This window comes from Mediterraneibacter sp. HA8405 (assembly GCF_056148955.1).
In genome coordinates, this window is the sequence record NZ_CM148758.1 from 1,907,219 (window position 1) to 1,930,728 (window position 23,510).

Consider the following 23,510-nt stretch of genomic DNA (forward strand, 5'->3'; position numbering starts at 1 on the left):
AACATGAGCAATTATAAGATTGAAACAAAATGTATCCAGTCCGGCTATGAACCGGGAAACGGAGAGCCCAGAATTCTTCCGATTTACCAGAGCACCACTTTTCGTTATACAAGCAGCGAGCAGATGGGAAGACTGTTCGATCTGGAGGAGTCCGGTTATTTTTATACCCGCCTTCAGAATCCTACAAACGATGCTGTTGCGGAGAAAATATGTGACCTGGAAGGCGGCGTAGCAGCCATGCTTACTTCTTCCGGACAGGCGGCAAACTTTTATGCGATTATGAATATTGCTCAGGCAGGCGACCATATTGTATGTGCTTCTGCACTTTATGGCGGTACATATAATCTGTATGCACACACCATCAAAAAAATGGGAGTGGAAGCGACATTTGTAGATCCGGATTGTACTCCGGAGGAACTGGACGCAGCGTTTAAGGACAATACAAAGGCTGTTTTCGGGGAAACTATTGCCAATCCGGCTCTTGTTGTGCTGGACTTTGAAAAATTTGCGGAGGCTGCCCACAGACATGGTGTTCCGCTTATTGTAGACAATACTTTCGCAACACCGATTAACTGTCGTCCCTTTGAGTGGGGAGCGGATATTGTAACACATTCCACGACAAAGTATATGGACGGTCATGCGGCCTGTGTAGGCGGTGCTATTGTAGACAGCGGAAATTTTGACTGGATGGCTTATGCTGATAAGTTCCCGGGACTGACAACACCGGATGAGACATACCACGGAATCGTTTACGCGGAGAAATTCGGCAGGATGGCTTTTATTATGAAAGCAACTGCTCAGCTTATGAGAGACCTGGGCTCAATTCAGTCACCCCAGAACGCGTTCCTTCTTAATATCGGTCTTGAGACACTGCATTTAAGAATGCCAAGACATTGTGAAAATGCACTGAAAGCTGCGCAGTACCTTCAGAATCATGAAAAAGTGGCGTGGGTAAACTGTCCTTCTCTTCCAGGGGATAAATATTACGAACTGGCTCGGAAATATATGCCGGACGGCACATGCGGCGTAATAACATTCGGCCTGAAAGGCGGAAGAGACGCAGCAGTAGAGATGATGGACAAACTGAAAATGATCGCGATTGTAACTCATGTGGCAGACGCAAGAAGCTGTGTGCTTCATCCGGCAAGCCACACACACCGCCAGATGAATGATCAGGAACTGATCGAGGCAGGTGTTCAGCCGGATCTGATCCGTTTCAGTGTAGGTATTGAAAATATAGAAGATATTATTGCGGATCTGGAGCAGGCACTGCAGTAAACAGAATGGTATGGATGTATACAGTTTGCATTCATACCATTTTTTGGCCTGATACAGGTGCTTTTTCAGATGATTTCCCTGTATAAAAAGGTCCTGCTTTTCCTATACTATTCTGTGTTAAGAAGCATCTGAAGCAGAAAAGGAGGAAACAGATATGCCGGAAGAAGAAAATACAAGACCGGAGGACTCCGACAGCAATGAAGAGCAGGAAGATCAGGCTATCCGTGAGAACGGTTCCCTGAAACTGACGGGAAAAAGCGGAAAACACGGGATCCGCCTGCTGACGATTATCGGGGAGATTGAAGGGCATGACGCAGTATCCGGAAATACCAAGGCGACCAAATATGAACATCTTCTTCCGCGGCTGGCAGAAGCTGAGGAAGACGAAGATACAGAAGGCGTGCTCATCCTTCTGAACACGCTTGGCGGAGATGTGGAGGCGGGCCTTGCAATTGCAGAGATGATTGCTTCTCTGAGTAAACCTACGGTATCACTTGTACTGGGCGGCAGCCATTCGATCGGAGGCCCGCTGGCCGTTTCAGCTGATTATTCATTTATTGTACCGACGGGGACGATGATCGTTCATCCGGTTCGCTCTACCGGTATGTTTATCGGTGTAATCCAGAGCTATCGGAATATGGAAAAAACCCAGGACAGAATTGCGAGATTTATTGCAGAACATTCAAAGATTACACAGGAGCGGCTGCTGGAGCTGATGCTGGATTCTACCCAGCTTGTAAAGGATGTGGGAACTATGCTGGAAGGAGCGGATGCAGTAAGGGAAGGTCTGATTGATGAGGTGGGAGGAATCAGCCAGGCGTTTGCAAAACTGCATGAAATGATTGAGGAGAGGCGGAAAAATTTGTAATGACACAAATTTTAATTAATGATATACTAGAACCAGTATGTGTAATTAATTAAGGGGGAGTCGTATGGCTGCGAAACGTACAAAAAAGAAGAAAACAACCAGAGGAAGACCGAAAAAAGAGCAGCAGAATCAGGAAATCAGAGGGGAGATCATTATCCTTATCGCGCTTGCGGTATGTATCCTGCTTGTTCTGAGCAATTTCGGTATGGGAGGGATTGTCGGAGAGGCGGTTTCATCTGTATTATTCGGTCTTTTCGGCACTATGGCATATATCTTTCCTTTTGCCGCCTTTGGTATCAGTGCATTTCTTGTGTCAAACCGGGGAAATGCACATGCTTACATAAAGACAGGAGCAGCAGTTGTCCTGTTTCTGCTTCTTACCGCCATCCTGGGCCTGATTTTTGACCAATATGAGTCCGGGGTGTCTTTACTTACACACTATCACAGATCCAGTATTCACCAGAATGCCGGAGGTCTGACCGGAGGCTGTCTTGTCAGCCTGTTCTGTCCGTTAATCGGCGAGATCGGGACGTATGTGATACTTTTTATTCTGTGTATTATCTGTGTGATTCTGATTACGGAAAAGTCTCTTCTTGCACCTCTTGGAAGGAAAAGCAAAGAGGCCTATGCGGATGTAAAGAAGAAGCGTCAGGAGACAGCTGCAATCCGCGCAAAACAGAAGGAAGAGGAAAAACAGCAGAAGGAAAAAAACTCCGGACAGGCTGAAAAGCGGAAGGATAATAAGGTATCAGGCGTGTCTTTTGCTACAACCCTTGTGTCGGAAAACGGAGAAAAGAAAAGAAGAGGAAGAAAGAAATCTCCGGAAATGCATGAACTTATTCCGGATCCGGAGGATGCTGTAAATGATCCGGAAAGTTCCTTTGACGAGTTTGTAATCAACCGGGCGGAACCCGAGCCTTTCCCTCCGGTGAGTGAGGAACGGCCGGATCTGAGTGCGGCGCCGGAGAAGAAAGAGGAACTGCCATTTTCGGAATCCGAAGAATCTGCGGCTGCAGGAAAGACCGCCAGGCGGAATACAAAACAGGAAGCCATGGAGGTCGCGGCAGAAGCGGCAAGTGTGGAGGATATTGTACGCCGGCAGGAGGGAAAACCCCGGAATACATACAGAGTTCCGCCGCTGTCTCTGCTGAAAAAAGGGAAAAAAACGGGCGGGGATTCAGATGCCCATCTGAGGGCAACCGCTTTGAAACTGGAACAGACCCTTCAGAACTTTGGCGTTGGGGTGCATGTCACGAACGCAAGCTGCGGGCCGTCTGTTACAAGATATGAGATTCAGCCGGAACAGGGGGTCAAGGTCAGCAAAATCGTAGGGCTTGCAGATGATATTAAACTGAATCTGGCAGTGGCGGATCTGAGAATAGAAGCGCCGATTCCCGGAAAAGCAGCAGTGGGAATCGAGGTGCCGAACAGTGAAAATACTGCGGTAATGCTGCGGGACCTGCTGGAATCCGGAGAATTCAAAAAAAGTACGTCTCCCATTACATTTGCAGTGGGAAAGGATATTGCCGGAAAGGTTGTAGTGGCGGATATTGCAAAGATGCCCCATCTTCTTGTGGCGGGAGCCACCGGTTCCGGAAAGTCTGTATGTATTAATACGCTGATTATGAGCATTATATACAAAGCTGATCCGGAAGAAGTAAAACTGATTCTGGTAGATCCGAAAGTAGTGGAGCTGAGCGTATACAACGGTATTCCGCATCTTATGATCCCTGTGGTTACAGACCCGAAGAAAGCGGCGGGAGCACTGAACTGGGCTGTGGCAGAAATGGAAAAAAGATATAAACTGTTTGCGGAGTATAATGTAAGAGATCTGAAAGGTTTTAACGAAAAAGTTCAGAGCAGACAGACCGGTGAGGAGATAACAAAGAAACTTCCTCAGATTGTAATTATTATTGATGAGCTTGCGGATCTTATGATGGTTGCCCCCGGCGAGGTGGAAGGCGCCATCTGCCGTCTGGCGCAGCTTGCAAGAGCGGCGGGGCTTCATCTGATTCTTGCTACACAGAGGCCTTCGGTTAATGTTATTACGGGTCTGATCAAAGCAAATATGCCGTCCAGGATTGCATTTTCCGTATCATCGGGTGTGGATTCCAGAACGATTATAGATATGAACGGAGCAGAAAAACTGCTGGGAAAAGGCGATATGCTGTTCTATCCTTCCGGTTATCCGAAACCGGTGCGTGTTCAGGGCTCTTTTGTGTCAGACAGGGAAGTACAGGATGTAGTTGATTATCTGATCAGCAATAACGGAAACGCCACATATAATGACGAACTGGAAGAGCATATGAATACAGATATTTCCGCCCAGCCGCCGGGAAACGGCCCGGAGAACCGGAATGACCGTGACGCATATTTCGCAGAAGCCGGAATGCTGATTATTGACAAAGAAAAAGCGTCAATCGGAATGTTGCAGCGAATGTTTAAGATTGGATTTAACCGGGCTGCAAGAATCATGGATCAGCTGGCGGAAGCAGGAGTTGTAGGTCCGGAAGAGGGTACAAAGCCCAGAAAAGTACTTATGACAAAGGATGAGTTTGAACAGTATCTGGCAGGACAGACAAAGGACCAGGGATAAGGAGGAGAATTATGAAAACAGATATACAGATTGCACAGGAAGCGCAGATGAAACCCATAGGTCAGGTGGCGGAAAGCATAGGAATTTCAGAAGATGAGCTGGAATTTTACGGAAAATATAAGGCCAAACTTTCGGACGAGTTATGGGACAGAATCAAGGACAATGAAAATGGAAAGCTTGTCCTTGTTACAGCCATTAATCCTACGCCTGCCGGAGAGGGGAAAACAACGACAACCGTAGGGCTCGGAGATGCCCTGACAAGACTTGGAAAACGCACTGTCATTGCTCTCAGAGAGCCGTCACTGGGTCCCTGCTTCGGGATAAAAGGAGGAGCAGCCGGAGGCGGATATGCTCAGGTAGTTCCCATGGATGAACTGAACCTTCATTTTACAGGAGATTTTCATGCGATTACATCTGCCAATAATCTGCTGGCTGCAATGCTGGATAACCACATTCAGCAGGGAAATGCCCTCAGAATTGATCCGCGGCAGGTTGTGTGGAAAAGATGTCTGGATATGAATGACAGGGTGCTCCGCAACATCGTAGTAGGTCTTGGAAACAAAATGGACGGAATGGTAAGAGAAGATCATTTTGTAATTACGGTGGCATCCGAAATCATGGCAATTCTCTGTCTGGCGGAGAATCTTGCGGATCTGAAGAAGCGTCTGGGCCGGATTATTGTAGCATATAATTTTGACGGGGAACCGGTAACGGCGGATGATCTGAAGGCAACCGGCGCTATGGCGGCGCTCCTGAAGGATGCGATCAAACCGAATCTGATACAGACTCTTGAACATACGCCGGCACTTGTACATGGAGGTCCGTTTGCCAATATCGCACATGGGTGCAACAGCGTCCGGGCTACAAAGATGGCTTTAAAAATGAGCGATATTACTATAACAGAAGCAGGATTTGGAGCAGATCTGGGAGCTGAGAAATTCTTTGACATCAAATGCCGTCTTGCCGGATTAAAGCCGGATGCAGTTGTTTTAGTTGCAACTGTCCGCGCTTTGAAGTATAATGGTGGAGTTGCAAAGAGCGATCTGGGCGAAGAAAACCTGGAGGCTTTGGCCAAAGGAATTGTAAATCTGGAAAAACATATTGAAAATATACAGAAATATGATGTACCTGTAATTGTTACCCTTAATTCTTTTGTTACGGATACCGAAGCGGAATATGAATATATCCGTGAATTCTGTGAGGAAAAAGGCTGCAGTTTTGCGTTGTCAGAAGTATGGGCCAACGGCGGAGAAGGCGGCATCGGTCTTGCTGAAAAAGTACTGGAGACTCTGGAGGAAGAGGCGAGCCATTTCCATACGCTTTATAATGACAGCCTCAGCCTGGAAGAAAAGATCGAGTGTATTGCAAAGGAAATTTACGGAGCAGACGGTGTGGTTTATGAACCTGCCGCAAAGAAACAGCTTGCTAAAATCGCAGAGATGGGATTCTCAGAATTTCCTGTATGCATGGCCAAAAATCAGTATTCCCTTTCGGATGACGCGAAAAAACTCGGACGTCCATCCGGATTCAATATACATGTACGGGAAGTATACGTAAGCGCGGGAGCCGGTTTTGTTGTGGCACTGACGGGCGCTGTAATGACAATGCCCGGACTGCCCCGCGTACCTGCGGCAAATGGAATTGATGTTACAGATGACGGGAAGATTACGGGACTGTTTTAACCAAAGGAGAAATCAATGGCACGGTTAATTGACGGGAAACGAATTTCAAAGCGGATTAAAGATGAACTGAAAGAAGAAGTAAGCAGAATGAAAGAGCAGGGAACGAAGATCTGCCTTGCTGTTATTCAGGTGGGAGAAGATCCTGCTTCCTCGGTTTATGTGAATAATAAGAAAAAGGCATGTGCTTATATTGGAATTGATTCCAGAGCATATGAGCTGCCGGCGAATACCTCAGAAGAGGAGCTGGTCGCTCTGGTTGAGAAACTGAACAGTGACGATACTGTAAACGGTATCCTTGTACAGCTTCCTCTTCCTTCTCATATAAACGAAGACAGGATTATCCGGACCATATCCCCGGATAAGGATGTGGACGGCTTTCATCCGGTCAGCGTAGGAAGACTATGGCTTGGAGAAAAGGGCTTTGTGTCCTGCACACCGGCAGGCATTATTCAGCTTTTAAAACGCTCCGGTGTTGAGATTGAAGGGAAAGAATGTGTGATTGTCGGCAGAAGCAATATTGTCGGAAAACCTATGGCTGCTCTTCTTCTGCGGGAAAACGGAACTGTAACAGTTGCGCATTCCCGGACATGCGACCTGATGAAAACAACGAAAAGGGCTGATATTCTTGTTGTGGCTATCGGGAAAAAAGAGTTTATCACTGCGGATTATGTAAAAGAAGGAGCTGTAGTTATTGATGTGGGAATCCACAGAGACGAGAAGAATCACCTCTGCGGTGATGTGGATTTTGAATCTGTAGAACCTGTGGCATCCGCCATTACCCCGGTTCCCGGAGGAGTCGGGCCTATGACCATTGCAATGTTGATGAATAACTGTGTAGAAAGTGTGCGCAGTCAGGAGGGATCACAATGAAATGTTTGCACTGCGGAGCAAATATTCCGGATGATCAGGTGATCTGTCCTGAATGTGGAGCAGAAGTGCAGATTGTACCGGACTATAATCCGCTGGAAGATGTTCTGGCAAGAGAAGTCAAAGGTTCCGTAGAAGGCGCAACCCGTCAGATACGTTCCGGGGACATCAGAAGATACAACAGGAGAGGAACTCCAGTACAGAGTGTAAATTCGACCCGTGTAATGAGTCAGGGAGAACTTGACCGTATCCGCGATGAACGACAGAACATGAACCGTCGTACCGGAGAACAGAATCGTGCCGGAGGCCGCAGCACCGGCGGTGTGCGTAATACAGGAAGCGGTTCCCGGACTGCCGCGGGAACGCGCAGCGGCGGCTCTGCCCGGAATACGGGAAATGTACGTCCGAACCGTGAACAGACCGGACGGCAGCGGGACGACCGAAGACGCCAGCAGCAGCTGAAAAAAAGAGAGGCAGCCAAAAAGCGCAGGAGAAATCTGCTGATTACCCTGTTTCTGCTTCTTGCTTTAATTGGAGTAGGCATTTATGTTGCATACCAGAATTCCTATACCGGGGTTATGAAAAAAGGATACAGCGCGCTTCAGGCCGGAAATTACGAACAGGCGGAATCGTATTTTAACCGTGCTATTGTAAAAGATAAGTCAAGAGCAGAGGCATATACCGGACTTTCAGAGATTTATATTGAGCAGAATGATCTGGACTCAGCAGAATCTGTATTTTTATCCGCATTGGGATCGCAGCCGACAAATGCAGATCTTTATCAGGCGGCAATTGATTTTTATATGGATACAGAGCAGCTGGAAAAGATTTCTCCTTTGCTGGCAGACTGTGAGGACGAGACAGTTCTGAACGCTGTATCTGATTATGTGTCCGCAGCTCCTTCCTTCAGCCTGGAGGGTGGAACATATTCTGAGGTACAGGAGGTTACTATCAGTTCTTCTACAGGAGGTACAATTTATTATACAACCGATGGAACAGATCCCACTGCATCCAGTGAGGAATATCGGGAACCGATTCTTCTTCAGAACGAGGGAGAAGTGGTAATTAAAGCAATCGCCATAAACGATAAAGAGATTCCCAGTATTGTGTCTTCTGCAAAATATACGATTGAGTTTCCGATTGCGAGTGCACCCGCAGTTAATCCGGCTACCGGACAGTATACTGAGCCAACGCAGATTACCATTACAGTACCGGATGGTTATACGGCTTATTATACAATGGACGGAACAACGCCTACCAGCGATTCGGAAAGATATACCGGACCCGTAGATATGCCGGAAAATTCGCAGATTATTTTTAATGCTGTTCTTATTAATAACAACAATGGAAAAGCAACGGATGTTACAACTCGAAATTATATAACAAGAGCAGAGTAATCTTAAATAACAGAAACAAGAAAAATGCAGCTGTGTTTTTTAAATAATTTGAAAAAAATTGTCAAATTGTTTACGAAACTCCGGTTGCATTTTTTTATTTAAAGAGGTATAATATCCGTGTTAAAAAAATAACAAAAAGGAGATGCTGATCATGAGCAGATTTTGTTTACCACGTGATATTTATCACGGAAAAGGAAGCCTGGAAGAGCTTAAAAATTTAAAAGGAAAGAAGGCAATACTGGTTGTCGGAGGCGGCTCCATGAAGCGTCAGGGATTTCTTGACAAAGCCGTAAACTACCTGAAAGAAGCAGGCATGGAAGTACAGGTTTTTGAAGGCGTTGAACCGGATCCGTCTGTTGAGACAGTTATGAAGGGTGCTGAAGCAATGCGTGCTTTTGAACCGGACTGGATCGTAGCTATGGGCGGTGGTTCACCGATCGATGCTGCAAAAGCTATGTGGGCATTTTATGAGTATCCGGAGACTTCATTTGAGGATCTCTGCACTCCGTTTAATTTCCCGGAGCTGAGACAGAAAGCAAAATTTGCTGCGATTCCGTCAACATCAGGAACCGCAACAGAGGTTACCGCATTTTCCGTTATAACAAATTATCAGACAGGTGTAAAATATCCGCTTGCTGATTTCAATATTACACCGGATGTAGCGATTGTTGATCCGGATCTTGTATCCGGTCTTCCGGTAAAACAGGTTGCTTACACAGGTATGGACGCGCTTACACATGCAATCGAGGCGTATGTATCTACTCTTCACGGACCGTTTACAGATCCGCTTGCACTGCAGGCAATTGAGATGGTACTGGATTATCTTCCGGCATCCTACAACTGCAATATGGAAGCAAGAGAGCAGATGCACTATGCACAGTGTCTTGCCGGAATGGCATTTTCTAACGCTCTGCTTGGAATTGTTCACTCCATGGCTCATAAGACAGGCGCTGCATTCTCCACAGGCCATATTCCGCACGGATGTGCAAATGCAATTTATCTTCCGTATGTAATCGCATACAATGCAAAAGATCCGGTTGCAGCAAGCCGTTATGCAGAGATCGCCCGCAGAATGGGACTTGAAGGAAATTCAGAAAAAGCGCTGATTAACAGCTTAAGAGAGAAGATCAACGAGTTTAATGTAAAACTGAACATCCCGAGAACTCTGAAAGATTTCGGCATTAATGAAGATGAGTTCAAAGAGAAAGTGGCTCATATTGCCGAACTGGCTGTAGGAGATGCGTGCACAGGATCCAACCCACGCGCAATTGATCCTGCAACTATGGAAAAACTTCTCACATGTACATATTACGGAACAGAAGTTGATTTCTAATCTGTCAGAAATGTTCTGACAAACCAGTTTATCTGCGAAAAAGCAGACCCGGATATGTCTCCGGCGTCTGCTTTTTTGCTTGCCTTTCCCACTCTATTGGCGTATTATAAAAAAAGGCAGTTTTTACAAGGAGGAGAATCATGTATAAGATATTGAAAGCAGAAAAACTGGCGGACAAGATCTTTCTTATGGATGTGCATGCGCCGCGTGTTGCCAGCCATTGTCAGCCAGGCCAGTTTGTTATCGTAAAGATGGACGAGAAGGGAGAAAGAATCCCTCTGACAATCTGTGATTATGACAGAGAAGCAGGAACGATTACAATTGTCGTCCAGGAAGTAGGCGCGTCAACGACAAAGATGGGCTCTCTGAAAGAAGGAGATTATTTCCGCGATTTTACAGGCCCGCTGGGATGTCCTTCTGAATTTGTACACGAAGATATCGACAGCCTTAAAAAGAAGAAAATGCTTTTTGTTGCCGGAGGAGTAGGCGCCGCGCCTGTTTATCCTCAGGTAAAATGGCTGAAAGAACGGGGAATTGACGCAGATGTAATTGTAGGAGCAAAGACAAAGAACATGCTCATACTTGAAGACGAGATGAAAGCCGTAGCCGGAAATTATTATCCGTGTACAGATGATGGTACATACGGACACGCAGGCATGGTTACCACAAAGATTGAAAAACTTGTGGAAGAAGGCAAGAAATATGACGTCTGTGTTGCAATCGGTCCCATGATTATGATGAAATTTGTCTGCCTCCTGACAAAGAAACTGGAGATTCCTACGATTGTCAGCATGAATCCGATTATGGTGGACGGCACAGGTATGTGCGGCGCCTGTCGTCTCCAGGTAGGCGATGAGATCAAATTTGCCTGCGTAGACGGACCGGAATTTGACGGACACCTGGTGGACTTTGACCAGGCGATGAAGAGAAGTCAGATGTATAAGACCGAAGAAGGCCGTGCGATGCTGAGGCTGCAGGAGGGCGATACCCATCACGGCGGATGCGGACATTGTGGAGGTGACGAATAATGGCTGATATGTTGAAAAAAGTGCCTGTCAGAGAGCAGGATCCAAAAGTACGTGCGACAAATTTTGATGAAGTTTGTCTTGGATACAATATGGAAGAGGCAATGGAAGAGGCACAGAGATGTCTGAACTGCAAAAATGCCAAATGCATCAAAGGATGTCCTGTATCCATTGATATTCCGGGATTTATTCATCAGGTTAAAGAAGGAAATATCGAAGAGGCTTATAAAGTAATCGGAAAATCCAGCGCTCTTCCGGCAATCTGCGGACGTGTCTGCCCTCAGGAGTCTCAGTGTGAGGGTGTCTGTATCCGAGGTATTAAAGGCGAGCCGGTATCCATCGGAAAACTGGAGCGCTTTGTGGCTGATTATGCACTTGAACACGATATCAAACCGCAGGGAGCGGAAAAAATGAACGGACATAAGGTTGCCGTGATCGGTTCCGGTCCTTCCGGACTGACATGTGCGGGCGACCTTGCCAAGATGGGTTACGAGGTGACTGTATTTGAGGCACTCCACGAACTGGGAGGCGTGCTTGTGTATGGCATCCCTGAATTCCGTCTTCCGAAACAGAAAGTAGTGGCAAAAGAAATCGAAAAAGTAAAAGAACTGGGCGTAAAATTTGAAACAAACGTTGTAATCGGTAAATCCACAACCATCGATCAGCTTATGGAAGAGGAAGGATTTGAAGCTGTATTTATCGGATCCGGCGCAGGTCTTCCAATGTTCATGGGCATTCCGGGAGAAAATGCAAACGGTGTATTTTCCGCCAATGAATATCTGACGAGAAGCAATCTGATGAAGGCGTTTGATGACAGCTATGATACGCCGATCATTGCAGGCAAAAAAGTCGCGGTTGTAGGCGGCGGAAACGTTGCCATGGACGCGGCGAGAACGGCTCTTCGTCTGGGTGCAGATGTACATATTGTATACCGCCGCAGTGAGGCGGAGCTTCCGGCCAGAGTGGAAGAAGTGCATCACGCAAAAGAAGAAGGCGTAGTATTTGATCTTCTGAGAAATCCGAAGAAAATCAATGTGGACGAAAACGGAAATATCAAGAGTATGACTGTGATTAAGATGGAGCTGGGCGAGCCTGACGCATCCGGAAGAAGACGCCCCATCGAGGTCCCGGGCTCTGAATACGACATCGAGGTTGACACAGTGATCATGTCTCTCGGTACATCTCCAAACCCGCTGATTTCTTCTACTACAAAAGGTCTTGATATAAACAGAAGAAAATGTATCGTAGCAGATGAGGAAACCGGCCGGACGTCAAAAGAAGGCGTATATGCAGGCGGAGACGCCGTGACGGGCGCAGCTACGGTTATCCTGGCCATGGGAGCCGGAAAAGCCGGCGCAAAGGGCATTGATGAGTATCTGAAGAGCAAACAGTAATGGTAGAAGAAATCAGAAAAAAACTGCACGAATTATCGGAAGAGGATTATAAAACATTCAATCAGAAGCTTCTGCCCGGAGTAGAACATGTTCTGGGCGTCCGGCTTCCTGCTATGCGAAAACTGGCCAAAGAAGTGGCAAAGGGTGACTTCAGGTCCTATCTGGATGAGGCTTCGGAAAAGATCGGGGCAGATTCCATTCATGAAGAGATCATGCTGCAGGGGCTTGTGCTTGGATATGCAAAAATGGATCGCGAGGAGCGGACAGAATATCTGGAAGAGTTTGTGCCGAAGATCACCAACTGGGCGGTCTGCGACAGCTGTGTGAACAGTTACAAATTTATGCAGAAAGATCCGGACTACTGGTTTGATTACCTGAAGAAATATCAGAAGAGCGATGAAGAATTCAGGCTGCGGTTTATGATTGTGGCAATGATGTCCCATTTTGTGGATGAAAGCCACATTGATGAAATACTCAGAATATGCAGCACGGTCCGGAATGACGGCTATTATACAAAAATGGGCGTGGCCTGGGCACTGCAGGTATGTTATGTAAAATTTCCGGAAAAAACAAAGGCGCTGCTGGAAGATAATCAGATGGATGACTTTACACATAATAAGGCCATACAGAAAATCCGCGAGTCATATCGGGTGAGCAGAGAAGAAAAAGAAGAATTAAATCAATTAAAGCGAAAGTGACATTTGAATTTATCTGCGGCATGCGATTGAAAAAAAGTCCGAAAATACTTTGATACAGAGTAAACAGAAATCGTATTCGGAGAGCGGCTGAGGAGATTTTGATCTCCGTTCCGCAGAATAAGTAAAACAACAAAACCCTGGATACAGGCTAAAAACAGGATTTTCAATGGAAACTCACGTTTCGTTCGAACAGCTCCATTGAAAATCCTGACGCCTGCACCCAGGGTTTTGGTTTTACTAGATTCTGCTTCAAAGTCGTTCAAAATCTCCCCAGCCGCTCTCCGAAAGGCGTATCCAGCCGTCTGTATCCAAGCATTTTCTGCTCACATCCAACCGGCATTGCCGCCGATAATTTCAAATTCAACAAACAAAAACAAAGACAGAACTTTTTCGACTATGACAACTGTTTGTCTGCCCTCCGCTTTTGAAACAGGAAAATACACCTGCTTTCAAACAGCAGCGCAGAATACAGTTTTGTGTCAGCCGATAAAGTTCTGTCTTCATTTTTCTTGTTTAAATTTGAAATTGTGAGTGGGAAAGCGCAGCCGGGGAGTCCGGGTATTGTGATGGAGAGCCGTAAAGCGGCGCCGGCACTTAGAGCGCGTCTTCTGCGCTCTTATGTACCGCTGCGCCGCGATCCGAACGAAAGAGAGCTCTCCGGCACAATACCCGGACTCCCCGGCGGAAGTTATCCCCTTCACAAATTGCATTTATTCATAAATTCCATTGATTACGACTTCGAACACGGCGTCTTTCCCGCTCAGTTCTTCGTTGCTGTAATTTTCGGGGAAGGTGACGTTGACTTCTACAGTGTCACCCGGATGTGCGCCAATGAGCTGTTCTTCAAAGTCATCGATGTACAGTCCTGAGCCAATGGTAAGGTCGGTTCCGGCTCCGTTCGTGTTCCCGCCGTCAAATTCCACGCCGTCTATAGAGCCTACATAATCAATGTTGACTGTATCGCCGTCCTCGACTGTGAGAGAAGTATCGGTAGAATATGTGTCTGTGGAAGAATTGGCGCTGTCAGAGTCTGTAGTATCAGTTGTATCTGTGCTGCCGGAGCCTGAAGAGTCCTCGGCAGTTCCTGTATCGCTTCCGCCGGAGCTGTCGGAGGAAGAGGGGGCAGAAAAGATGATAAGGATCGCCACGAGAGCCGCAAGTACCAGTATGGGGATCAGAACAGCAAGGATTGTTGATATCCGTTTTCGTATTGCGTTTTTCTTTCGTTCCTGGGCTCTGCGCTGCTGCGCCATTTTTCGATTTTCTTTTTTCATTGTGTGATTTACCTCATTTCCTAAAATATCTTTCAATATTTTAAGCTAAATTTATGACTAACTTGTGATATCATTTCAAAAAATACATGTTATACTATCACTATGACTGCATGAAGACAGGGAGGACTGCACCTTTGGAAAAAATGTGCAGTCCCGGCTGTATAAAAGACTGGAGAATAAATATTATGGCAGAGAAGAAAAACAATTTTGAGGGTGAAGAATTTCTGGAGGAAGTACTTCAGAAATTGAATATACGGCTCCGTGAGATAGAGAAAGATCTGGCAGAAGGACAGAAGGATATTGAAAGCATGCATGAGTACTACTGGGAAAACTATGCGGAAATGGACCAGTACGGGTACGAGGATTATGATAATCGTCAGGCGCTGCTTCAGCAGAGCAATGCCAATGATGAAAAACAGAAATTAAAGCATCGGTTTGAGCGAATGCTGGATGCCCCGTTTTTCGGACGGGTGGATTTTGCCTTTGAAGATGAGGAAGAAGCGGAAAGATTTTATATCGGAATCGGAAATTTTGCCGAGCGGGCAGGGATGACTCCTCTGGTCTATGACTGGAGAGCTCCGGTCAGCGGATTATTTTATGATTATGATAAAGGTCCTGCCTCCTATGAGGCCCCTGCCGGTGAAATCAGAGGAGAGATTCTGACAAAATGGCAGTACAAGATCCGCGGCGGAAAAATGATTTATGCCTTTGAAAGCGATACAAAGATTGATGATGAGATTCTGAAGCAGGAACTGGGCAGCAACGGAGATGTAAAGCTGAAAAATATAGTCCGCACCATTCAGAAAGAGCAGAATGAAATTATCCGCAATACGAAAGACAGAATTCTGGTTATCCAGGGAGCGGCAGGAAGCGGGAAGACTTCCATTGCCCTGCACAGGATTGCCTATCTTCTGTATCATGACAGAGACAGACTGCGCTCCTCCAATGTACTTATTCTTTCACCGAACAGCGTGTTTGCGGATTATATTTCTCATATCCTGCCGGAACTGGGAGAGGAAAATATCCGTGAAATGAGCTTTGATCTTTTTGCATACAGAGAGCTGAAAGATACTGCGGCAGACTGCGAAGACAGATATGATCAGCTGGAGAGAATGATGCGTTTTCCGGATGCGGGAGCGGAGGAAAGGTTCCGCTGGAAACAGTCCGCGCAGTTCGCAGGTGAGCTGGAAGGATTTCTGGCGCTGGAAGAGGACAGCCTGATGGATTTCCGGGATATTGATTTCCGGGGAATGCATCTGTCGGAACAGGAAATCATTCATCTTTTCTATGATAAATTTTACGAAACACCGATTCTCAGAAGAATGGATGCGGTGATGGAGTATTTTATCGATGCATATGAAACATTGAGAGGCCGGGATATTTCTGAAGAGGACAGAGACTTTCTTCAGAAGAAATTTGAGAGAATGTATGTCACAAAGGATATCTATGAGATTTATAACCGGCTGCTGGAATACTGCGGGCAGGATCTTCTTTCAAATGTGCCATTTGAGCGAAGAAAAATTCCGTATGAAGATGTTTATCCCATGCTTTATCTAAAATACCGCCTGACAGGAGAAAGTGTGCATAAGAACATCAAGCATCTGGTGATTGACGAAATGCAGGATTACTCCTATCTTCAGTATCTGATACTGAACAGGATTTTCCGCTGCCGCATGACGATTCTGGGAGACCGGGCTCAGACGCTTGATAAGGAACAGAGGGACGTGCTGAATTTTCTTCCGAAAATATTCGGAAAAGATATCCGTAAGGTTGTCATGAATAAAAGTTACCGCAATACCTGGGAGATCGCAACATTTGCCGCAAAAATAAGCGGAGTGTCAGATATTGAACTTCTGGAGCGGCATGGAAAAGAAGTTGAAGAGAAGCTATTTGACTCCGAGGAGGAGATGCTTTCTGCAGTCCGGGACAATCTGAATGTGGGTGAAGACGGGTATGAAACTGCAGCGGTTATTACAATGACAGAGGAAGAAGCATTTGATATTTACCGCCTTCTGCAGAACAGAGGCATAGATGTGTCATATGTAGACAGAAACAGTTCCGCATTCCGTAAAGGTCTGACAGTTACTACATTTTATCTTGCAAAAGGTCTGGAGTTTGATCAGGTATTTGCGATTCAGGGAAGTGAAGAAAATCCGCTGAAAAAACAGGCGGAATATATCTGCGCAACAAGGGCTCTGCATGAACTGTATGTATATGGAACCGGAAATCAGGCAGGCCGGTAAAACCCGGATACCAGAATCCGTACAGGTATAAATCCCCTCCCATGGGAAACCTTATAAGTAAAAATTCACGGGAGGATTGAAATGAAATCCATATGGAGTAAAACCTGTAATATTGAAAAGCAGCCGGCTTTAAACGGAGATATTGAGGCAGACGTGGCTGTGATCGGCGGCGGAATGGCAGGAATCCTGGCCGCCTATCAGCTGGAACAGGCGGGAGTGCATACCGTCCTGCTGGAGGCTGAACGGATTGGCGGCGGACAGACAAAGAACACAACTGCAAAGATCACATCTCAGCATGGAATGTTCTGTCATACATTCATTGAGAAAAAAGGAAAAGAAACAGCAAAGCTGTATGTTCAGGCAAATCAGGCTGCAGTGGAAGAGTACAGACGAATCATAGGAAAAGAGCAGATTCCCTGTGATCTGAGAGTGACGGATTCTTATGTGTACTCCCGGAATGAAGAAAAATTAAAAAAGGAAACAGAAGCAGCGCGGGAACTTGGCATAGATGCATCATTTGAGAGGCAGATTGAGATTCCCGTGCCATGTGCGGGGGCAGTACGTTTCCCCGGACAGGCAGAATTTCATCCGCTGAAATTTATAGAAGGACTTGCCGGAAAACTGAACATATATGAAAGTACCCCGGTAAAAGAAGTCGAGGGGAACAGAATCAGAACTGCCTGCGGAACTGTGCTGGCAGGGAAGATCATTTTTGCCACCCATTTTCCTTTTGTGAATTTTCCGGGGATGTATTTTGCAAGAATGCACCAGGAACGTTCCTATGTGCTTGCACTGGAACAGGCGGGAATATTAAATGGCATGTATATAGGTGATGGAGAGGATAAACTTTCCTTCCGGCAGTATGACAGATATATTCTGCTTGGCGGCCAGGGACACCGGACCGGTGAAAACCGGGAGGGCGGCAGATACGCAAAACTGCAGGGGCAGGCAAAAACCCTGTATCCTGATTGCCGTGTGGCAGTGTACTGGTCCGCCCAGGACTGTATTACCGCAGATAAAATTCCTTTTATCGGCCGATATGCGCCGGACCGTCCGGACTGGCTTGTGGCTTCCGGATTTCAGAAATGGGGCATGAGTTCTTCCATGATATCTGCCATGCTGCTGAAAGATCTTGTATGCGGCATAGATAATCCGTATTCAGCAGTATTTGATCCATCCCGTTTCTCGGCGGAGGAAGTTCCGCAGATTATGAGAGATACAGGAAAGGCTGTAAAAGGACTGACGAAAAGATTTTTTCATATTCCGGATGAGACGGCGGCTGTTCTTGAGCGGGGGCATGGAGCGATTGTGGACACGCCTCAGGGAAAAGCAGGCGTTTATAAGACGGAAGAAGGAGAGTTATTTCAGGTAGACATTGTATGCCCCCATCTGGGATGCGAGCTGTCATGGAATCCGGATGAGAGGACATGGGACTGCCCCTGTCACGGCTCCCGGTTTGATTATAAGGGAAATCTGCTGGAAGGTCCGGCCCAGAAGGGAATTGATAAAGAGGAGAAGCAATGAAGATTACAGTAATTACGGTAGGAAAAATAAAAGAAAAGTACTTAAGAGACGCTATTGCAGAATACAGTAAACGGCTGAGCCGCTACTGTAAGCTGGAGATCATAGAGGTAGCAGATGAGAAGACCCCGGATCAGGCAAGCGGGACAGTGGAAGATGCAATCCGTTCGAAAGAGGGGGAGCGGTTGCTGAAATATATCAGAGATGATATGTATGTGATTACTCTGGAGATCGGAGGGAAAATGCTCTCTTCGGAAGAATTTGCAGAGAAGATAGAAACTCTGGGGGTGCAGGGAAAGAGCAGCATCGCATTTGTGATCGGCGGATCCATCGGACTGGGAAAAGAAGTGCTGAAGCGGTCGGATTATGCACTCAGTTTCTCGAAGATGACGTTTCCCCATCAGCTTATGCGGGTGATCCTGCTGGAGCAGGTGTACCGGGGGTATCGGATTATGAATGGGGAACCGTATCACAAATAAGTGCGGTTTTTTCTCACTTGGATACGTTATGGACAACCATATCACAAGTAAGTGCGGTTTTTTCGCATTGGGTGTGATATGGTTGAGAAATGCTCATAAAAGAAAAAGCCATACCAGAGGAAGTAAAAGGATAGAACACTTTATTCTTCTTGGTATGGCTTTCTACTTGTTTAGATTCTCAGGCGGAATATATTCTAAAAGGTCATTTAAGTCACAGTCTAAGGCATAGCAAAGCCGTGACAGAACAGCAATATCTAATCTTTGAACGTCATTATCTTTATATTTTTTGAGCTGTGTACGTTGCATTTCTGCACGATATGAGAGCTTACTGATTGATATATTGCGTTCTTTCATTAATTCGTCTAAATGAAGTCTGATTGTACCAAATTCTAAATCATTCATTGAAATCGCCCTCCCTTGAAATAGAATAAATTAAAATGCTGTATATTGTAATGAGTTGATAAATATGTTATATTCATATGAGTAGATATATACACAGGAGGGCGAAAATAATGAAGAAACAGGTTAAAGAAAAAATGAACTTTCCGAATATGGACTCATTACAGCCGGTTGTTAACGTGATTAATGAAGCATCAATTACTTTAGGTGATCCAACAAGGACTATAAAAGATAGTCCGTTAGTAGAGGTCTTTGCGGCAGCTATTGGATCGGGAAGTGGTGCAGGAGTTTCATTTTTAGCCCTATATGGCTTAGGAACGGTCGGATTATCAGCGGCAGGTATCACCTCAGCTCTTGCTGCTGCCGGGGCATTGGTTGGCGGTGGAATGGCTGCAGGAGTTTTAGTTTTAGCCGCTCCAGTTGCAGGACTGGCAGGAGTAGGTGTTGCAGTAGCAAAACAGATAAAGAAAAAACAGTTACGGCAGGAAAAGAAAAGACTTTATACAGAAGCCAAGAAAAAATATCCATTAATCGTGAAAGAATTAGAAAAGGTCAATAATGATGAAAACGTATCTTCTGATAGGAAAGATATTTTAAAAGGGTTAGAGATTATGCTAAAAAAGGTTATTGGTGAATTAGAAGCAGATTTATTAATGTAGTTCGTGATTGAAAGCTTTAAGGAGAGAAAAAATATGGCTGAGCCTTGTGGATATTGTGGTGGTTCTGGTAAAGTTGAATGCGATTATTGCGCCGGAGGAATTGGATTCTCAGATGGTGGTTGCCCTGCGTGCAGTGGGGATGGATATCACACGTGCCCTGCGTGTGGCGGATCAGGAGTTGCGGAAGAGGATTCAGACGAATAAAAATGTGCAGCAAATTAAAAAACATTTATCAGAGGAGTAAAAAATGAGGTTGACGAAAAGTCAGCCTTATTTTTGCAATCGTTTAGGAGAGAGAAATGAAGAAAAGAAATCTTAAAAAATTGATATTTGTAATGTCTTTAATAGTTACTATTTTAGTTGCAGGATGCGGAAAAAGTGAAAATGCGAAACAGACAAAAGAAGAGACTAAGGTGGAAGAAGAAACCACTGAAGGGCAGACAGAAGAGAGCACGACAGAAGAAGATTCTGAAGGGGAAGATACAAATGGAGACTCTTCAAAAAAGTCTGCAGGTCAAGCGATTTCTTATATTGAATACAAAGATGAATACTCTGAAATTCCATTTGATGAAATGGAAGATGTATCAGAGAACGGTAATCCCTATGACTTTGATACAAGCCTGTTAGGGTACTATACTAACGGATATATAGGATTTAATTTCTATCAAGTAGATGGAGATTTCATTAAGACAGATTTCTTTGCCTTTGATTATTACGTTGGTTCTGGAACGGTTGACGTAATGAGCCCTACAACAATTTCGTTTGTATACACTGCAGAGAATACTTATGGTTCAGTAGATACAGATGGTATGTTTGCAACGACTGATACTGCAGATACAAACATTGATCTTTCTTCTGGTAGTTTTACATTAAATACTACTAATCAGTTAGGTCAGTGGATAAATAATACTATGCTTCAAGATACAATGGCATTATTCTATCCGTCTTATCAACCAGAAGAGGGCGTAAGCTGTTATAGCTATTCACTGGGCAAATATGATAAAAAGGACGATTCCTATATCAAGGATAGTCTTAAGACTATTAATTCTTATATAGCAGGAACGGAAGGATGCTATTATGAGAATAATCAGCCTAAGAAAGATAGAATGTCAATGGAACAGTATCCTATCTATGCAAAGAATGTTCCAGAAGAGGGATATTATTTGTATTCTTATGATGGTAAAAATCCCACAAGAGCAGGTGCAGATTTTGTGTTGGCAAAAGTAGAGACGACTAATGAAAATCTTCAAGGTTGCACTCAGGCTATTGCTGTTACTTTAAATTCATATCATTGGTTTGATGAAATCGGAGACGGATCTTGGTCTATGATAAATTGGACCGATAACAATAACAGTTCATCATTCAACAATAGAGTAGGACATTTTGTGAATTTCAATTATGAAATTCCAGAATATGTCTATATTGGAGAAGTGGGCGGTGAACTTCAAGATAATGAAGCAGACGAACAAGGATATCTGTTTGATTATAAGATTACAATGATAGTGAATGATGATGGCACTTTGTCATTCAAATCAAACAGAGAGGGAGAAATGACTGATTTGATTGGTCATCTTGCTACAGCGCCTTGCCCATTTCCATCAGATGTAAAACTTAAGAAAGTAGATCAGTCAGTAATTGATGCGATTGAGATGCCTGCGGAGTATAGTCTCCCGTAAAATACAAGTTTGTTATTATAGAGTAAAATAGTATATTGAATTAAAGAATTTATAAGGTTGGCTTTCACGTCAGCCTTATTTTTTTAATGGGAGGAAACCAATGAGTAAAGATTTAATTGAAGAGAGATTTTTTACTATCAATAGATGGGATCAGGGAAGAGAATGCTTGAATTTGCAGAATATCAATGACCTACCGCCGGAATATCCAGGTACACCTAAGTCGTGGCTTATGGAACTTACAACCTTTATATATTTATATGAAAATGAATGGACAGAGATATATAAAGAGTACCAGGATATTGTACATAAGCGCAGTATACAGGGCGATCATATACTGCACTATTTTCGGGATGACGAGGGATATCTTAGGAAATGCGGAGAACAGGATATCTTTTTGAAAATTACGATCAATGGGAATAGCCAAGGGATAAAGAAGTTTATTATGGGAATGAACTGGAGGAATATTTTGACGTTTGACGAGTATATGGAATATATAGGGCTTGGAGAAGAAAAACGCTTGAAATACCTCTATAAATTAAAAGGAAAGGTAAACGGTGCGATAAGTAAATTTGATAAGGAGCACGGCACGCTGACTGTAGAAGTATCTTTTGCTTCAAGTCCGGATGAATCCGATTTTCTATATCATGATATTTTCATTGATCCGCTCAATGAGACATACTTTATTTTATGAGTCCATACGTCTGAATATGAAAAGTGGCGTATGGACTATTTTTATGCAAATTGCAAAGGAGAATATTTATATGGCCAATACTATTATCAAAACAGGTACATTGAAAAAGACAGCGGTGTTTAGTAAAGATATGACAAAAAGGTATGAATTGACGTTTTGCTGTGAAGGAGGGTCGAAAAAGCAGAAGAGTATTCTAATTATCTGCCTTAATCCGGCAAGTTCAGATATCACTATCACAGACACAACGACAAACTACATTTTGAATAATCTTCTCCCTATGGGATATACCACAATTACCATATCCAATTTATATGCAACGATCTGTGGCAAACTAAAGACAAAGGAGATTGCAGACAATTCTGATAATATCGAGTATATCAGTAATCTCCTCAAGAATAATTATACTTCCGTATTATTGGGATATGGTAATACATTTACAGGTAATAAAAAGGTCAATCAGGCAAAGGAGGAGTTAGAGAAGGTTCTCAAAGAGTCAAAAGCCAATGTTGTTGAACTGGTGGATAAAAAGGATATATATTCAAGGCTAAAAACCATTCATCCGTTATTTGCAGGTCAGAGGTTCTCCGGGGAATGGAAGTTTAGAAAGTATGTGTTCCATAAGGAGAGTGAAGAAAGCAATGCAAAGAGTGCCGTATCTAAAGATAATTAATGAAAGTCAGTGGGTTATACTCCGGCAGGTGAACCCATATCTGGGTGAGCGTAAGTTGCCGGATGCAATATTGGGGTTAATCGGAAGAATACTCATGGAAGAAAAACTTGACGTTCATGATTATATCGCCGTCTTCTTTGATCCGCTTAGAAATGACACCATTGAAATATATGATGCATTATATCTTTATCCTTATACCTTAGCTAATCATGATAAAGACTTTAATATAGATGTCATATCGCATAGAGATGGAAAGCGAATATCGTGGTCTGGATATGGTATAGAAGTTCAGGAAACAGGAGCAAGAATATATTTGATTTATGGTATGAGAGAAACTGATGTATGGAGGAAAGCATTATGATAGCAAAATTTTGGACTTTAGCTCAGATTCCAGATGTGGAGCAGATCATTGAACGGTACAATATTCCAGAAGAAGTCTTTAATGTGATCAAAAGCAATTTGGAAATATTAGATGCTGCTTATGGTGCTGACCGGAGTATAACGGCGGACGGTGGCTATGTGGCACTGATTTTACCAGAGGACGACCATTCATATCAAAGAGAATATGATAATCTATTGCAGGAGTATCACCTATCAGAAGAGGATGTTGAATTTCATGACAGCTTGTGTACGGATGAGAGAAACCGCTTATGGAAGAGTGATACATATATAATGACCGAACTTTCTTTGATTTTAGTTTATTTTGTGAAAGGAGAATAATAGGCGAATGGAAGTATATTTTGCGTATGGGGTTGGAATT

General features: G+C 44.4%; 22 protein-coding genes. 20 read left to right on the forward strand and 2 right to left on the reverse strand.

The genetic code is table 11. The features are described from left to right. The first annotated feature begins 3 nt into the window (after positions 1–3). The 10 genes from AC0QUU_RS08920 to AC0QUU_RS08965 all read left to right on the forward strand — a co-directional run bounded on the left by AC0QUU_RS08920 (position 4) and on the right by AC0QUU_RS08965 (position 13,138). On the forward strand, positions 4–1,278 hold the full coding sequence (locus AC0QUU_RS08920) for an O-acetylhomoserine aminocarboxypropyltransferase/cysteine synthase family protein (RefSeq protein WP_474542210.1): 1,275 nt from the start codon (positions 4–6) through the stop codon (positions 1,276–1,278). A 154-nt stretch (positions 1,279–1,432) separates the two neighbouring features. Continuing rightward, positions 1,433–2,146 (forward strand): ClpP family protease, encoded by a 714-nt coding sequence (locus tag AC0QUU_RS08925; RefSeq protein ID WP_474542212.1) that lies wholly within the window; start codon positions 1,433–1,435, stop codon positions 2,144–2,146. 64 nt (positions 2,147–2,210) lie between these two features. Further along, on the forward strand, positions 2,211–4,742 hold the full coding sequence (locus AC0QUU_RS08930) for an FtsK/SpoIIIE family DNA translocase (RefSeq protein WP_474542213.1): 2,532 nt from the start codon (positions 2,211–2,213) through the stop codon (positions 4,740–4,742). Between the two features lie 11 nt (positions 4,743–4,753). Next, complete coding sequence (locus AC0QUU_RS08935) at positions 4,754–6,424, forward strand: formate--tetrahydrofolate ligase (protein WP_474542215.1); 1,671 nt, start codon at positions 4,754–4,756, stop codon at positions 6,422–6,424. Between the two features lie 15 nt (positions 6,425–6,439). Beyond that, entirely contained in the window at positions 6,440–7,294 is an 855-nt protein-coding gene (gene folD, locus AC0QUU_RS08940) for a bifunctional methylenetetrahydrofolate dehydrogenase/methenyltetrahydrofolate cyclohydrolase FolD (RefSeq protein ID WP_474542217.1), read from the forward strand. Next, complete coding sequence (locus AC0QUU_RS08945) at positions 7,291–8,688, forward strand: chitobiase/beta-hexosaminidase C-terminal domain-containing protein (protein WP_474542218.1); 1,398 nt, start codon at positions 7,291–7,293, stop codon at positions 8,686–8,688. Before folD ends, AC0QUU_RS08945 begins: the two co-directional genes overlap by 4 nt. A 151-nt stretch (positions 8,689–8,839) precedes the next feature. Beyond that, positions 8,840–10,021, forward strand: a complete 1,182-nt coding sequence (locus tag AC0QUU_RS08950; protein ID WP_474542219.1) for an iron-containing alcohol dehydrogenase — start codon at positions 8,840–8,842, stop codon at positions 10,019–10,021. Between the two features lie 140 nt (positions 10,022–10,161). Then, a complete protein-coding gene (locus tag AC0QUU_RS08955; protein WP_474542220.1) occupies positions 10,162–11,049 on the forward strand; it encodes a sulfide/dihydroorotate dehydrogenase-like FAD/NAD-binding protein in 888 nt (295 codons plus the stop codon). Then, positions 11,049–12,440, forward strand: coding sequence for an NADPH-dependent glutamate synthase (gltA, locus tag AC0QUU_RS08960; RefSeq protein WP_474542221.1), 1,392 nt, complete (start codon positions 11,049–11,051; stop codon positions 12,438–12,440). The genes AC0QUU_RS08955 and gltA overlap by 1 nt, the downstream gene beginning before the upstream one ends. Beyond that, positions 12,440–13,138, forward strand: coding sequence for a DNA alkylation repair protein (locus AC0QUU_RS08965; protein ID WP_474542222.1), 699 nt, complete (start codon positions 12,440–12,442; stop codon positions 13,136–13,138). The genes gltA and AC0QUU_RS08965 overlap by 1 nt, the downstream gene beginning before the upstream one ends. A gap of 710 nt (positions 13,139–13,848) precedes the next feature. Here AC0QUU_RS08965 and AC0QUU_RS08970 read toward each other — a convergent pair. Beyond that, on the reverse strand, positions 13,849–14,412 hold the full coding sequence (locus AC0QUU_RS08970; protein WP_474542223.1) for an FKBP-type peptidyl-prolyl cis-trans isomerase: 564 nt from the start codon (positions 14,410–14,412) through the stop codon (positions 13,849–13,851). Positions 14,413–14,597: 185 nt separating this feature from the next. Here AC0QUU_RS08970 and AC0QUU_RS08975 point away from each other — a divergent pair, with 185 nt between their 5' ends. From AC0QUU_RS08975 to rlmH, 3 genes are all read left to right on the forward strand, one after another. Then, on the forward strand, positions 14,598–16,655 hold the full coding sequence (locus AC0QUU_RS08975; protein ID WP_474542224.1) for a HelD family protein: 2,058 nt from the start codon (positions 14,598–14,600) through the stop codon (positions 16,653–16,655). A gap of 81 nt (positions 16,656–16,736) precedes the next feature. Beyond that, positions 16,737–18,179, forward strand: coding sequence for an FAD-dependent oxidoreductase (locus AC0QUU_RS08980; protein WP_474542225.1), 1,443 nt, complete (start codon positions 16,737–16,739; stop codon positions 18,177–18,179). Further along, positions 18,176–18,655 carry a 23S rRNA (pseudouridine(1915)-N(3))-methyltransferase RlmH gene (rlmH, locus tag AC0QUU_RS08985; protein ID WP_474542226.1) on the forward strand — a complete coding sequence of 160 codons (480 nt, stop codon included), beginning with the start codon at positions 18,176–18,178 and terminating at the stop codon, positions 18,653–18,655. The genes AC0QUU_RS08980 and rlmH overlap by 4 nt, the downstream gene beginning before the upstream one ends. A gap of 162 nt (positions 18,656–18,817) precedes the next feature. Here the strand turns inward: rlmH and AC0QUU_RS08990 are convergent, their stop codons facing one another. Continuing rightward, entirely contained in the window at positions 18,818–19,057 is a 240-nt protein-coding gene (locus AC0QUU_RS08990; protein WP_474542227.1) for a helix-turn-helix domain-containing protein, read from the reverse strand. A gap of 110 nt (positions 19,058–19,167) precedes the next feature. Between AC0QUU_RS08990 and AC0QUU_RS08995 the strand changes: the two genes are divergently transcribed. The 7 genes from AC0QUU_RS08995 (at position 19,168) to AC0QUU_RS09025 (ending at position 23,470) form a co-directional block, all read left to right on the forward strand. Continuing rightward, positions 19,168–19,713 (forward strand): hypothetical protein, encoded by a 546-nt coding sequence (locus AC0QUU_RS08995; RefSeq protein ID WP_474542228.1) that lies wholly within the window; start codon positions 19,168–19,170, stop codon positions 19,711–19,713. A gap of 46 nt (positions 19,714–19,759) precedes the next feature. After that, the gene (locus tag AC0QUU_RS09000) at positions 19,760–19,957 is read left to right on the forward strand and encodes a hypothetical protein (protein ID WP_474542229.1); all 198 of its coding nucleotides are present in this window, start codon (positions 19,760–19,762) and stop codon (positions 19,955–19,957) included. Between the two features lie 55 nt (positions 19,958–20,012). Then, on the forward strand, positions 20,013–21,389 hold the full coding sequence (locus AC0QUU_RS09005; RefSeq protein WP_474542230.1) for a hypothetical protein: 1,377 nt from the start codon (positions 20,013–20,015) through the stop codon (positions 21,387–21,389). Between the two features lie 100 nt (positions 21,390–21,489). Continuing rightward, a complete protein-coding gene (locus AC0QUU_RS09010) occupies positions 21,490–22,080 on the forward strand; it encodes a hypothetical protein (RefSeq protein ID WP_474542232.1) in 591 nt (196 codons plus the stop codon). Positions 22,081–22,150: 70 nt separating this feature from the next. After that, the gene (locus AC0QUU_RS09015) at positions 22,151–22,750 is read left to right on the forward strand and encodes a DUF1643 domain-containing protein (protein ID WP_474542234.1); all 600 of its coding nucleotides are present in this window, start codon (positions 22,151–22,153) and stop codon (positions 22,748–22,750) included. Beyond that, positions 22,707–23,111: a hypothetical protein gene (locus AC0QUU_RS09020; protein WP_474542235.1), complete on the forward strand. Its 405-nt coding sequence runs from the start codon at positions 22,707–22,709 to the stop codon at positions 23,109–23,111. Before AC0QUU_RS09015 ends, AC0QUU_RS09020 begins: the two co-directional genes overlap by 44 nt. Then, positions 23,108–23,470: a hypothetical protein gene (locus tag AC0QUU_RS09025; protein WP_474542237.1), complete on the forward strand. Its 363-nt coding sequence runs from the start codon at positions 23,108–23,110 to the stop codon at positions 23,468–23,470. Before AC0QUU_RS09020 ends, AC0QUU_RS09025 begins: the two co-directional genes overlap by 4 nt. Positions 23,471–23,510: the final 40 nt, after the last annotated feature.

Coding starts and splice junctions, on each gene's coding strand:
- AC0QUU_RS08920 (WP_474542210.1), top strand. CDS start 4: ATGAGCAATTATAAGATTGAAACAAAATGTATCCAGTCCGGCTATGAA.
- AC0QUU_RS08925 (WP_474542212.1), top strand. CDS start 1,433: ATGCCGGAAGAAGAAAATACAAGACCGGAGGACTCCGACAGCAATGAA.
- AC0QUU_RS08930 (WP_474542213.1), top strand. CDS start 2,211: ATGGCTGCGAAACGTACAAAAAAGAAGAAAACAACCAGAGGAAGACCG.
- AC0QUU_RS08935 (WP_474542215.1), top strand. CDS start 4,754: ATGAAAACAGATATACAGATTGCACAGGAAGCGCAGATGAAACCCATA.
- folD (WP_474542217.1), top strand. CDS start 6,440: ATGGCACGGTTAATTGACGGGAAACGAATTTCAAAGCGGATTAAAGAT.
- AC0QUU_RS08945 (WP_474542218.1), top strand. CDS start 7,291: ATGAAATGTTTGCACTGCGGAGCAAATATTCCGGATGATCAGGTGATC.
- AC0QUU_RS08950 (WP_474542219.1), top strand. CDS start 8,840: ATGAGCAGATTTTGTTTACCACGTGATATTTATCACGGAAAAGGAAGC.
- AC0QUU_RS08955 (WP_474542220.1), top strand. CDS start 10,162: ATGTATAAGATATTGAAAGCAGAAAAACTGGCGGACAAGATCTTTCTT.
- gltA (WP_474542221.1), top strand. CDS start 11,049: ATGGCTGATATGTTGAAAAAAGTGCCTGTCAGAGAGCAGGATCCAAAA.
- AC0QUU_RS08965 (WP_474542222.1), top strand. CDS start 12,440: ATGGTAGAAGAAATCAGAAAAAAACTGCACGAATTATCGGAAGAGGAT.
- AC0QUU_RS08970 (WP_474542223.1), bottom strand. CDS start 14,412: ATGAAAAAAGAAAATCGAAAAATGGCGCAGCAGCGCAGAGCCCAGGAA.
- AC0QUU_RS08975 (WP_474542224.1), top strand. CDS start 14,598: ATGGCAGAGAAGAAAAACAATTTTGAGGGTGAAGAATTTCTGGAGGAA.
- AC0QUU_RS08980 (WP_474542225.1), top strand. CDS start 16,737: ATGAAATCCATATGGAGTAAAACCTGTAATATTGAAAAGCAGCCGGCT.
- rlmH (WP_474542226.1), top strand. CDS start 18,176: ATGAAGATTACAGTAATTACGGTAGGAAAAATAAAAGAAAAGTACTTA.
- AC0QUU_RS08990 (WP_474542227.1), bottom strand. CDS start 19,057: ATGAATGATTTAGAATTTGGTACAATCAGACTTCATTTAGACGAATTA.
- AC0QUU_RS08995 (WP_474542228.1), top strand. CDS start 19,168: ATGAAGAAACAGGTTAAAGAAAAAATGAACTTTCCGAATATGGACTCA.
- AC0QUU_RS09005 (WP_474542230.1), top strand. CDS start 20,013: ATGAAGAAAAGAAATCTTAAAAAATTGATATTTGTAATGTCTTTAATA.
- AC0QUU_RS09010 (WP_474542232.1), top strand. CDS start 21,490: ATGAGTAAAGATTTAATTGAAGAGAGATTTTTTACTATCAATAGATGG.
- AC0QUU_RS09015 (WP_474542234.1), top strand. CDS start 22,151: ATGGCCAATACTATTATCAAAACAGGTACATTGAAAAAGACAGCGGTG.
- AC0QUU_RS09025 (WP_474542237.1), top strand. CDS start 23,108: ATGATAGCAAAATTTTGGACTTTAGCTCAGATTCCAGATGTGGAGCAG.